At 70.0% G+C, this 12,186-nt stretch carries 10 protein-coding genes; 8 read left to right on the forward strand and 2 right to left on the reverse strand.

All coding sequences use genetic code 11. The features are described 5' to 3' along the window. Positions 1-139: 139 nt before the first annotated feature. The 8 genes from BAU06_RS18100 to BAU06_RS18135 all read left to right on the forward strand — a co-directional run bounded on the left by BAU06_RS18100 (position 140) and on the right by BAU06_RS18135 (position 9,941). Positions 140-1,279: a GNAT family N-acetyltransferase gene (locus tag BAU06_RS18100; RefSeq protein ID WP_066359311.1), complete on the forward strand. Its 1,140-nt coding sequence runs from the start codon at positions 140-142 to the stop codon at positions 1,277-1,279. Between the two features lie 124 nt (positions 1,280-1,403). Continuing rightward, positions 1,404-3,035, forward strand: a complete 1,632-nt coding sequence (locus tag BAU06_RS18105; protein WP_066353187.1) for a methyl-accepting chemotaxis protein — start codon at positions 1,404-1,406, stop codon at positions 3,033-3,035. Beyond that, a complete protein-coding gene (locus BAU06_RS18110; protein WP_231933904.1) occupies positions 3,035-3,559 on the forward strand; it encodes a chemotaxis protein CheW in 525 nt (174 codons plus the stop codon). Before BAU06_RS18105 ends, BAU06_RS18110 begins: the two co-directional genes overlap by 1 nt. Continuing rightward, positions 3,556-4,950: a CheR family methyltransferase gene (locus tag BAU06_RS18115; protein WP_156770272.1), complete on the forward strand. Its 1,395-nt coding sequence runs from the start codon at positions 3,556-3,558 to the stop codon at positions 4,948-4,950. Before BAU06_RS18110 ends, BAU06_RS18115 begins: the two co-directional genes overlap by 4 nt. Beyond that, positions 4,943-5,638: a chemotaxis protein CheW gene (locus BAU06_RS18120; protein ID WP_066359315.1), complete on the forward strand. Its 696-nt coding sequence runs from the start codon at positions 4,943-4,945 to the stop codon at positions 5,636-5,638. The genes BAU06_RS18115 and BAU06_RS18120 overlap by 8 nt, the downstream gene beginning before the upstream one ends. Continuing rightward, on the forward strand, positions 5,635-7,884 hold the full coding sequence (locus tag BAU06_RS18125) for a hybrid sensor histidine kinase/response regulator (RefSeq protein WP_066353197.1): 2,250 nt from the start codon (positions 5,635-5,637) through the stop codon (positions 7,882-7,884). Before BAU06_RS18120 ends, BAU06_RS18125 begins: the two co-directional genes overlap by 4 nt. Next, positions 7,881-8,906, forward strand: a complete 1,026-nt coding sequence (cheB, locus tag BAU06_RS18130; protein WP_066353199.1) for a chemotaxis response regulator protein-glutamate methylesterase — start codon at positions 7,881-7,883, stop codon at positions 8,904-8,906. Before BAU06_RS18125 ends, cheB begins: the two co-directional genes overlap by 4 nt. Before the next feature lie 18 nt (positions 8,907-8,924). Next, positions 8,925-9,941, forward strand: coding sequence for a response regulator (locus tag BAU06_RS18135; RefSeq protein ID WP_066353200.1), 1,017 nt, complete (start codon positions 8,925-8,927; stop codon positions 9,939-9,941). Positions 9,942-9,951: 10 nt separating this feature from the next. On the opposite strand, the gene BAU06_RS18140 is transcribed toward BAU06_RS18135, so the two are convergent. Together BAU06_RS18140 and BAU06_RS18145 are read right to left on the reverse strand one after the other, a co-directional pair. Next, complete coding sequence (locus BAU06_RS18140; protein ID WP_082988309.1) at positions 9,952-10,680, reverse strand: GntR family transcriptional regulator; 729 nt, start codon at positions 10,678-10,680, stop codon at positions 9,952-9,954. 72 nt (positions 10,681-10,752) lie between these two features. Continuing rightward, positions 10,753-12,102: an MFS transporter gene (locus tag BAU06_RS18145; RefSeq protein WP_066353201.1), complete on the reverse strand. Its 1,350-nt coding sequence runs from the start codon at positions 12,100-12,102 to the stop codon at positions 10,753-10,755. Between the last annotated feature and the right edge of the window lie 84 nt (positions 12,103-12,186).

Consider the following 12,186-nt stretch of genomic DNA (forward strand, 5'->3'; position numbering starts at 1 on the left):
CAAGCGTACTAAAAAAGCGCGCCGCGCCGCCGGCCGGGATTGCCGTGCCCATGGTGCGAAGGCGCCGTCTTGCGTGGCCGGCCCGGGCGGCGGCCGGTGTGCCGTGGCCTATACTGCCGTGGCATCCAAGCCTATCGCCATGACCGCCGACATACGCCTGCAAGTCCTCGAATCCCTCAGCGATGTGGACCCGGCCCAATGGGATGCCCTGGCGGGCGGCCAGCCTTTCCTGCGGCACGCCTTCCTGGGGGCCCTGCACGAGACCGGCTGCGCCGCGCCCGATACCGGCTGGGCGCCGTTCTACCTGGGCCTGTGGCGCGGGCGGACGCTGGCGGGCGCCATGCCCCTGTACGTCAAATCCCACTCGCGCGGGGAATACGTTTTCGACCAGGCCTGGGCGGACGCCTTCGCCCGCCATGGCCTGCGCTACTACCCCAAGCTGCTGTGCGCGGTGCCTTTCACCCCCGTGGCGGGACCCCGGCTGTTGGCGGCGGCCCATGAAGACCGGGTCCGGCTGGCGCGCGGCGCGATCGAACTGGCGATGCGCCTGAAGCTTTCCTCATTGCACGTGCTGTTTCCCGCCCAGGCCGATATGGCGGCGCTTCGCGAAGCGGGCTATATGATCCGCGAAGGCGTGCAATTCCACTGGCGCAACCACGGCTATGCCGGCTTCGACGATTTCTTGGCGTCGCTCAATCACGACAAGCGCAAAAAACTGCGGCAGGACCGCAAGCGCGTGGCCAACGCGGGCATCGTCTTCCGCTGGCGGCGCGGAGCCGATATCGACGACGCGGCGCTGGCGTTCTTCCATCGCTGCTACGTGGAGACCTATCGCAACCACTGGTCCACGCCCTATCTCAGCCTGGAATTCTTCCGGCGCGTGCATCGCGCCCTGCCGCAAGCCTTCGTGCTGATCGAGGCACTGCGCGATGGCACGCCCGTCGCCTCGGCGCTGAACATGACCGATGGCGCCGCGCTGTATGGACGCCACTGGGGCGCCCTGGAGTTCGTTCCCGGCCTGCACTTCGAAACCTGCTATGTGCAAGGCATCGAATACTGCCTGGCCAACGGCATCGACCGTTTCGAAGGCGGCGCCCAGGGCGAGCACAAGATCGCGCGCGGCCTGCTGCCGGCGCCCACCTGTTCCGCTCACTGGATCGCCGATGACCGTTTCGGCGAGGCCATCGCCGACTTCCTGGACCGCGAGGGCGCGTTCATGCAGGACTACCGCGAGGAACTTGCCATGCATACGCCGTTCAAAAACAACGGCCCGGCCTGAATTCGGGCGCTACGGGCCCCTCGGGCGCGTTCCTTGCTTGAACGCGGCACAGCGGCATCGTATTGTGTCGGCTTCCTGCACGGCAAAATTCAAAAATTCCTGCAACAGACGCGACCGAGCCCGTATGAAGAACCAGTCCTTGAAACGGCGTATCTACGCGAGCTTCGCCGCCATCCTGGCGGTGATGCTGTTGATGGTGATCGTGGACTACACGCGCTTGCTGGCCATCGACGCCGACGTGCAGGGCATGAAAGACGACTCCTTGCCCGGGCTGCAATACAGCATCGCCATGCACGACGCCTGGCGCAATGCCTACGACACGCTGCGCGAAGGCGTCTCCGCCCAGATCGACCGGCCCACGGCCGACGCGCCGTCCGCGCTGCGCGCCGCGGTATCGCGCGCGCAGGCCCAGCTCGACGAGGAAATGCGGGGCTACGAATCCACGCCCTTCGTCGGCGACGACCGCGCGGTCTACGACGGTTTCCTGCGCACCCTGGCGGCCTACCGTAAAGGCGAGGACGCTATCCTGGCCGCGCTGCAGGCGGGCGACGCGGCAGGCGCCAGGACCATGCTGCGGGAGCAGTTGCAGCCCGTCTTCCGCGACGGGCAGACCATCACCGACCGGATGCTGGCGGACAACCGTGCGCGCACCGACACGGCCGTGACGGAAGTCCTGCAGGCCCTGCGGCACGCCGAGATCGTCATGCTGGCCGGGCTGGTCCTGGCGCTGCTGGCCGCCGTGGTCGCGGGCATGCTGCTGATGCGCGCCATCAGCAGTCCGATGCAGCGCATCGTCGCCGTGCTGGGCGCCTTTGGCGCGGGCGACCTGGCCAGCCGGCTGGACCTGGGCCGGCGCGATGAATTCGGCGTGATCGAGACCGGCTTCAATCGCATGGCGGACGAACTGACCGACCTGGTCGGCAAGGCGCAGCGATCCGCGATCCAGGTGGCGACCTCCGTTACGCAGATCGCCGCCACCTCCAAGGAACAACAGGCCACGGCATCCGAAGTGGCGGCCACCACCACCGAAATCGGCGCGACGTCCCGCGAGATCGCCGCCACGTCCCGCGACCTGGTGCGCACCATGAACGAAGTCTCGGGCGCCGCCGACCAGACCGCGGCCCTGGCCGACGAAGGCCACCAGGACCTGGAACGCATGGAAAGCACCATGCGGGCGGTGGTGGACGCGGCCGGCTCGGTGAATACGAAGCTGGCCGTGCTGAACGAAAAAGCCGGCAATATCAACCAGGTCGTGACCACGATCAACAAGGTCGCCGACCAGACCAACCTGTTGTCGCTGAACGCCGCCATCGAGGCGGAAAAGGCCGGCGAATACGGCCGCGGCTTCGCCGTCGTCGCCACCGAGATCCGCCGGCTGGCGGACCAGACCGCCGTCGCCACCTACGACATCGAACAGATCGTGCGCGAGATCCAGTCCTCGGTGGCGGCCGGGGTCATGGGCATGGACAAGTTCTCCGAAGAAGTGCGGCGCGGGATGACCGAGATGCAGCAGGTCGGCGAGCAACTGGCGCAGATCATCCAGCACGTGCAGACGCTGGCCCCGCGCGTGCAGATGGTCAACGAAGGCATGCAGGCGCAGGCCACCGGAGCCGAGCAGATCAACCAGGCGCTGAGCCAGCTGGCCGACGCCACGCAGCAGACGGTGGAGTCGCTGCGCCAGTCCAGCGTGGCCATCGACGACCTGAATACGGTGGCCGGCGAACTGCGCGGCAGCGTCACCCGGTTCAGAGTGTGATGACCGCGGACATGCGCGCCTCCGGCCCCTTGGCGCGTCCCGCCCCCGGCGCGGGGACACGGCGGCTATTCCTGCGCTTCGACATTGCCGGCGATCGCTACGCCCTGGCGGCTTCCGGGATCGTCCGGATACTGGCCCTTGCGCCGCTGAAGGGACTGCCCGGCGCGCCGGCGTGGGTGGCGGGCATCCTGCTGTTCGGCGCGACCCCGGTGCCGGTGATCGACCTTGCCGCGCTGGCGACCGGCAGGCCTTCGGCCGCGCGCGCCAGCACGCGCATCGCGGTGGTGCAGTACCGCGGACCGGACCGGCTGCTGGGCTTGCTGCTGGAACATGCCACCCGGACGGTGGCCTACGACCCGCGGGAATTCCAGCCCTATGGCCTGGACAATCGCGACGCCCGCTACCTGGGGCCGGTGCGGCCGGATGCGGACGGCATGGTGCAATGGGTGGGCGTCGACGAGCTATTGCCCCCGGATGTTCGCGAACGGCTCTTCCAGGAGACCGGGCAAGAGGTCGCGCCATGAGCATGGCCGAGATCGCCGCGCTGCTCAAGCACCGCATGGGGCTGGATGCCGACTCCATCGGCATGGCCGCGATAGAGCGCGCGGTGCGCCAGCGGGCCCAGGCGGCCGCCGCGGCCGATCCGCAGGCCTATTGGCGCATCCTGGCGGGCTCCGCGCGCGAGCAGCAGGAATTGATCGAAACCGTCGTGGTGCCCGAAACCTCGTTCTTCCGGCACGCGGAATCGATGCCGGCCCTGGCCGCGCTGGCCCGCCAGCGCGCGGCCCGGGGCGGCGCGCTGCGCGTGCTGAGCCTGCCCTGCTCCAGCGGCGAGGAGCCCTACACCATCGCCATGACACTGCTGGATGCCGGCATCCATCCGGAGCGCTTCACCGTCCTGGGCATGGACATCAGCGAGCGCCTGGTGGCGCGCGCCGAACAAGGCATCTACGGCCGCAACGCCTTTCGCGGCGAAGCGCTGGACTACCGCGCGCGGCACTTCACCGAAACGGCGCAGGGGTACTCGGTCAACCCGCGCGTCCGGGCCCACGTGCGCTTCCAGGCCGGCAACCTGCTCGATCCTGGCCTGAACCTGCCCGCGGACGCCTACGACTTCGTCTTCTGCCGCAACCTGCTGATCTACTTCGACAACGCCACCCAGGAAGCGGCGGTCGGCGTGCTGCGCCGCCTGTGCCACCGCGACGGCGCGATTTTCGTCGGCCCCGCGGAAGCCAGCCTGCTCACGCGACTGGGCATGCGGCAGATCGACGCGCCGGGCGCCTTTGCCTTCGGCAACCGGCTGGAAGGCATGGCCGTCGCCGATGCGCGCGGGCCCCACAGGCGCGCCGGCGGAACCGCTGTCCCGCCGCGCCTGGCGCGGGCCCGTCCTGATGGACGCATGCCGTCGGGGCCGCGCAAGACGGCAGGCGGCATGGACGCCGCGGCCGTGCGGCCGGAACCGCGGTCCCAGTCCCGGCCGATGCCGGGCAACACAGCGGACGCCACGGTGTCCAGGACCGCCGCGACAACACCGGGAAACTTATCGGGACGATCCGCGGGACACGCGGCGGGAAGGCCGGCACGGCCCGGGGGTACGGCGCCGCCCTCGCCGTCCCTGGACGCCATCCAGGCGCTGGCCGACGCCGGCCGGCTGGATGAAGCCCGTGCGGCCGCCGCCGCCCACGTGGCCACGCAGGGCGCATCCGCCCAGGCCTATTACCTGCTGGGCTTGCTCGACGACGCGGCCAACCTGCCCGCGGCGGCCGAGGCGGCCTATCGCAAGACGCTATACCTGGACCCGGGCCACCGGCAGGCGCTGCTGCATCTGGCCTCGCTGCTGGAAACGCGTGGCGAGACCGCGCCGGCCCGCCAGCTGAGAGCGCGCGCGGCGCGCCGCGAGGATGGCCATGCCTGAGCGCGATTCCGTTCCGGTCGACGACTGCTGGAATCGCATCGGCGTGCGGGGCGACCGCTCCTGTGCGCGCCTGCGGGAATACGTCCATTGCCGCCAGTGCCCCGTCTACGCCACCGCCGGGCAGCGGTTGCTGCATCGCCTGGCGGCCAGCGTCGCGTCCGGCGACGTGACGCACGACGCCCCGGCCGCGGTGCCGGCGCAAGCGGACAGCCGCGCCGCCGATGAGGCCAGCGGCGCCGAGCCCGCCACATCGCTGCTGGTTTTCCGCCTGCATGCCGAATGGCTGGCCTTGCCCGTGGCGGCGCTGGCGGAGGTCACGCCGCCACGCCCCATCCATGGGCTGCCGAGACGCGCGGGCATCGTACTGGGCGTCTGCAATGTGCGCGGCCGGCTGGTGCCTTGCATCTCGCTTGCTGCGCTGCTGGAACTGGCGCCGCCGCCCGCCGCGACCGGGGACCACAGGCCCGCGGGACGGATGCTGGTGATGTCCACGCACACCGGCCCCATCGTCATCCCGGTGGACGAAGTCGCCGGCATACAGTCGTATCCGGCGCGGGCCATCGGCCCGGTGCCCGATACGCTGGCCGGCGCGCGCCTGGCCGCCGGCGTGGTGCGCTACCGCGACCGCGCCGTAGGCCTGCTGGACAGCGCGCGCATCGCGCAGGCCGTAGGCGGGAGGCTGGCATGAGTCCCAACCCCTTGCACGACGCCTCGCTGCTCGATCTCTACAAGATGGAGGCCGATGCACAGGTGCGCGTGCTGGATGCGGGATTGCTGGCGCTGGAGCGCGATCCCGCGGCGGCCGCCCACCTTGCCGCCTGCATGCGGGCGGCCCATTCGCTGAAGGGCGCGGCGCGCATCGTCGGGCTGGAAGGGCCGGTGCAGATCGCGCATGCCATGGAGGACAGGCTGGTCGAGGCGCAGCAAGCACGGGCGCCCCTGGACGCCGCGGCCATCGATGCGCTGCTGCGCGGCGCCGACCTGCTGCGCAACATGCCGACGCCGGATGCCAGGGCGGATCTTGCGGCCGCGCGCGCCTTCGTGGACAGCCTGGCCGCCCCGCCGCGCGCGGCTCCGACGCGGCAAGCCGCGCCGGGCGCGCCGGCCGCTGCCGCCGACATGCGGGCCGCCGATATCGCTCCCCCCAGCCCCCCCGCCGCCCCGGCGCATGCCGGGACCGGCGAGGAACGCGCGCTGCGCGTCACGGCGCGGACGCTGGACGAGCTGCTGGGGCTGTCCAGCGAAACGCTGGTCGAGGCCAACCGCCTGTCGCCGTTCGCCGCCTCGCTGCTGCCGCTCAAGCGCATGCAGGACACGCTGGCGAAGCTGCTGGAATCGCTGCAGCACCGCGCCGCGGCCGACGCCCGGGACGAAGACATCCAGGCCGCCTTGCAGCAGGCCCGCCAGCAGGCGGCCGCCTGCCAGCAGATGCTGGGCGACCGCATGGCGCAGGCCGACCAGTTCGGCTGGCGCATCGGCGACCTGGGCCAGCGCCTGTACGACACCGCGCTGCAATGCCGCATGCGGCCGATCGGCGACGCCATCGGCAATCTGCCGCGCATGGTGCGCGACCTGGCGCGCGGACTGGGCAAGCAGGCGCGGCTGGAGATCCAGGGCGTGGCCACGCGGGTGGACCGCGACGTGCTGGAACAGCTCGATGCGCCGCTGACGCACCTGCTGCGCAACGCGGTGGACCATGGCATCGAAACGCCCGCGCAGCGGCGGGCGGCGGGCAAGCCGGAAGAAGGCACGGTCACCCTGCAGGCCCGCCACAGCGCCGGCATGCTGCGGGTGGAAGTCAGCGATGACGGGCGCGGTATCGATGTGCCGGCCTTGCGGGCGGCCATCGTCCAGCGCGGCCTGGCCACGCCGCAGACCGCCGACGCGTTGAGCGAAAGCGAAGCGCTGGCCTTCCTGTTCCTGCCCGGCTTCACCACCCGCGCCGCCGTCACGGAGATATCCGGCCGCGGCGTCGGCCTCGACGTGGTGCACGATATGGCGCGGCGCCTGCGCGGCTCTGCCCGCGTCCATACGCGCCTGGGGGAAGGCACCCGCTTCACGCTGGAGCTTCCGCTGTCGCTTTCCGTGGTGCGCAGCCTGGTTGTCGATATCGCGGGCGAGCGCTACGCTTTCCCGCTGGGCTATGTATCGCGCGCGCTGCGCCTGCCGCGCGACGCCGTCGAACAGCTGGAAGGCCGCCAGCACTTCACCCACGATGGCCGGCAGGTCGGCCTGGTGGGCGCCAGCCAGGTGCTGCAATACCCCCAGCGCCCCGCGCTGGGCGACGAAGTGCCGGTCGTCCTGCTGGCGGACCAGCAGGGACGGCACTATGGCGTCGCGGTGGACCGCTTCGTGGCCGAACAGACGCTGGTGGTGCAAGCGCTGGACCCGCGGCTGGGCAAGCTGCAGGATATCCAGGCCGGCGCCGTCATGGAGGACGGCACGCCGGTACTCATCCTGGACGTGGAGGACATGCTGCGGACCATCGAGAAACAGGTGGCGAGCGGGACGCTGCAACGCGTCGACGCCACCGCCGCGCCGCAGGCGCCGGAACGCCGCAAGCGCATCCTGGTCGTGGACGACTCGCTCACCGTGCGGGAACTGGAACGCAAACTGCTGTCCAACCGCGGCTACGACGTCACGGTGGCGGTCGATGGCATGGACGGCTGGAATATGGCGCGGGCGCAGCACTTCGACCTGGTCGTCACCGACGTCGATATGCCGCGCATGGACGGCATCGAACTGGTCAGCCATATCCGCCAGGATCCACGGATGCAGTCGACACACGTGATGGTGGTTTCGTACAAGGACAGGCCGGAAGACCGGCAGCGCGGGCTGGATGCCGGCGCCGACTATTACCTGGGCAAGAGCAGCTTCCACGACGACGCGCTGCTGGACGCCGTCGAGGAACTCATCGGACGGGCGGGCACGTGAGGATAGGCATCGTCAACGACAAACCCGCGGCGGTGGAGGTGCTCCGGCAAGTGCTGGCCCTCGACCCGGCACTGCAGCTTGCCTGGGTGGCCGCCGATGGCGCCGAAGCCGTGCAGCGATGCGCGGCGGCGCGCCCCGACGTCGTGCTCATGGAGCTGGCGATGCCCGTCATGGACGGCAGCGAGGCCACCCGCCGCATCATGGCCAGCACGCCCTGCGCCATCATCATCGTCGCCACCGACGTGGACAGCCACACCGCGCGCGTGTTCGATGCCATGGGCCACGGCGCGCTGGATGCCATCGAGATCCCCGCCCTGTGCAGCCAGGACCCGGGCGATGCCGCCGCGCCGCTGCTGCGCAAGATCCGCAATGCGGGCTGGCTGATCGGCGCCTACGATCGCCGGCGCCCTGCCGCCGCCGCGCCCGTGGCCGAGGCGGCGGGCCCCGCGCGCCGCCGCCTGGTCGCCATCGGCGCCAGCGCCGGCGGCCCGCCTTCGCTGGCGCTGCTGCTGCGCGCGCTGCCGGCCGACTTTTCCGCGGGGATCGTACTGGTCCAGCACGTCGACGCCAGCTTCGCCCACGACATGGCGCGGTGGCTGGACGAGCAGATCGCGATGCCGGTGCGACTGGCGCTGCCCGGCGATACGCCGCTACCGGGCACGGTGCTGCTGGCCGGCACCAATGACCACCTGGTATTGCTGCGCGACGGCAGCCTGAACTACACCAGGCACCCCGTGGAGGGCCTGTACCGGCCCTCGATCGATGTGTTTTTCAACAGCGTGGCGCGCCACTGGCGCGGCGAGGCCGCCGGCGTACTATTGACCGGCATGGGCCGGGACGGCGCGCTCGGCCTGAAAGCCATGCGTGAGAGCGGATTCCTGACCATCGCGCAGGACCGCGCCACCAGTGCCGTCTACGGCATGCCCAAGGCCGCCGCCGAGCTCGGCGCGGCCACCGAAATCACGCCGCTGCCGCGCATCGCGGACAGCCTTGCCCGGCGCTTCGGCCACAAGCCGGCTTGAGTAAAGAAGGAAATCTCCATGGAACCCGTCATCGATTACGTGGCCGGCCTCGACAACAAACCGCAGAACGCGATGGTGCTGCTGGTGGACGACCAGATCATGGTGGGCGAAGCCGTGCGCCGCGCCCTGGCCGAGGAACCCAACATCGATTTCCACTTCTGCCCGGATGCGCAGGAGGCCTTGAACGTCGCCACGCAGACCCGCCCCACGGTGATCCTGCAGGACCTGGTCCTGCCCGGCGTGGACGGGCTGACGCTGGTGCGGGCCTACCGCGCCAATCCGGCCACCCGCGACATTCCCATCATCGTGCTGTCCAGCAAGGAAGACCCGGAGGTCAAGAGCGCGGCGTTCAGCGCGGGCGCCAACGATTATCTGGTCAAATTGCCGGACACCATCGAACTGGTGGCGCGCATCCGCTACCACTCGCGGTCCTATCTGGCGATGCAGCAGCGCGACGAAGCCTACCAGGCCTTGCGGCAGAGCCAGCAGCAGTTGATGGAGATCAACCTGGAGCTGCGGCGGCTGACCAACTCCGACGGGCTCACGGGGCTGGCGAACCGGCGCTACTTCGACAGCTACCTCAGCGCGGAATGGAAACGCGCCATGCGCGAGCAGAGCGAAATCAGCATGCTCATGATCGACGTCGACCACTTCAAGATCTACAACGACACCTACGGCCACATGGCGGGCGACGAAGTGCTGAAGAAAGTCGCGCACACCATCGCCAGCTGCTGCGACCGCTCCACCGACCTGTCGGCGCGCTTCGGCGGCGAGGAATTCACCGTGGTGCTGCCCGGCACGTCGCTGGCCGGCGCGCGCCTGGTGGCCGAGAAAATCCGCCGCTCCGTCGAGGCCCTGCACATCCCGCATCGCGATTCGGGCACCTCGGAGTGGCTGACGGCCAGCGTCGGCATCGCCACGCTGGTGCCCGACCGCGCCGATCGCTATACGCAACTGATCGACGCGGCCGACCGCGGCCTGTACAACGCCAAGCGGCATGGACGCAATCGCGTGATGGCCCGCTCGGACGCCTGAGCCGCGCGGATCAGTCGTCCTGCGCGCCGAACCAGCCGGGATTGCGCGCGCGGATGGGCTCGAAGGAGATCGTCAACTCGCGCAAATGGTGGCCCATGGCGGCCTGCGCGGCCGGCGCATCCCGCTTGCGCAGGGCCTCGAAGACGGCCTCGTGCTGCTCGATCAGCCTTTCCAGGGGCGAGACCTCGGCCAGGCTCAGGTAGCGCACCCGGTCCATATTGGCCTTGATGTTCTCGATGGTCTGCCACACCGCGGGGCATTCCGCCGCGGCGGCGATGGCCTGGTGAAAGGCGTCGTCCAGGTCCAGGAAGGCCGCGGTATCGTTGTCGTCGGCCGCCTGGCGCTGGCGCGCCAGCAGCCGCGCCATGGCGTCCAGCTGAGCCGGGCCGATGCGTTCGGCGGCGCGCCCCGCCACCGCGACTTCCACGGCCTCGCGGATGAAGCGGCCGTCTTCCACGCGGCGCGGCGAGATCTTCATGACGAAGGTGCCGCGCTGCGGCAGCACCTGCACCAGGCCGGCTTCGCCCAGCTTGATGAAGGCTTCGCGCACCGGCTGGCGCGACACGCCGAAGCGGTCCGCCACTTCCTTTTCCGACAGCGGCGATCCCGGCGGATACAGGCCCTTGACGATGGCCTCGCGCAGCGCCCGGTATATGCGTTGGTTTACCGGCCCCTGCGCGTCGCCCGGCAGCGCCAGGGCCGCCAGATCGCCGCCCGGTTTTCCGCGCGCCACAGCCATGGGCCTGTCCTCGTTCTCTTGCACCAGGGCGCAGTATATCGTCCGCCCCCGCGCGCTTCCCCGCGCCGCCGGCTAGCGATGGCCCCAGTCGTGCAGGTCGCCGCCGCCGCGCCCGGCCGGCGCGGTCTCGGGAAGCCGGCGCAAGGCCAGCAGCGACACCACGCCCAGCACCGCCATATACGCGGCCAGCCCGCCGTAATGGCCGCCGCTGGCCTGGATGATCTTTACCGCGAGCAGGCCCAGGATGCCGCTGCCGATCAGCGAGCCGATCTGCCATATCAGGGCGATGCCGCTGCAGCGCACGCGCGTGGGAAACAGCTCGGGAAACATCGAGGCCTGCGGCGAATAGCACAGCGCGTGGCCGATCGACAGCACCAGTATCATGGCCAGCTGCGTCAACAGGCGATCGCCGCTGTTCACCATCAGGAAGAACGGCACCACCAGCAGCACCTGCAGCAGCGCCCCCGCCATGTAGACGGGACGGCGGCCATAGCGGTCGGACAGCATGCCGGCGATCGGGATGGTGAACAGCTCCAGGCCGACCGCCACCAGTATGCTTTGCAGCAGCCAGGCGTCGTTCAGATGATTGGCCTTGCCATAGGCCAGCACGATGGTGCTGTACATGGCGAAGGCGCAGGCTTCCACCAGTTTGGCGAGCACACCCTTGCCGATGATGCCGGGATAGGCGCGCAACACCTCCACCACCGGCCGCGATTCCACCGCCTTGGTCTTGCGGATTTCGTCGAACACCGGGGACTCGTCGATGCGCAGGCGCACGTACAAGCCGATGATCACCAGCAACAGGCTCAGCAGGAAGGGAATGCGCCAGCCCCAGTCCAGCAGCTGCGACTCGCTCAGCGTGGCCGTCAGCACCGCGAACAGGGCGGCGGGCAGCAGGAAGCCTGCGGGCGCGCCCAGCTGCACCCAGCTGGCATAGAAGCCGCGGCGGGCCCGCGGCGCGTATTCCGCCGTCATCAGCACGGCGCCGGCCTGTTCGCCGCCCACGCCGAAGCCCTGCAGGATGCGGATCAGCACCAGGGCCAGCGGCGCCCAGAATCCGATTTGTTCATAGGTGGGCATCAGGCCGATGATGAAAGTGCCCAGCCCCACGATCAGTATGGTGATCACCAGGGCCTTCTTGCGGCCCAGCTTGTCGCCGAAGTGGCCGAAGACGATGCCGCCGATGGGCCGCGCCAGGAACCCCACCGCGTAGGTCGCGAAGGCCGCGACCGTGCCGACCATCGGATCCGAACTGGGAAAGAACAGCTTGCCGAAGAACAGCACCGCGGCCGTCGCGTAGACGAAGAAGTCGTAGTACTCCGCCGCGGTGCCGATGGTCGATGCGACGGCGGCACGCCGCAGCATGCCCTGGGGCGCGGCGGCCGCGCCGGCGGGGCGGGAGGGGCTGGTGATGGTGCTCATGTCTGCTCCACATCCTTCTGTTATTCACGCGCGGCCGCGATGCGGCGGCCGCGTCGGTCTTGGCGCGAACCGGCACGTCGCCGG

It is taken from the genome of Bordetella bronchialis, assembly GCF_001676705.1.
In the GTDB taxonomy this organism is placed as follows: Bacteria; Pseudomonadota; Gammaproteobacteria; order Burkholderiales; family Burkholderiaceae_B; genus Bordetella_C; species Bordetella_C bronchialis.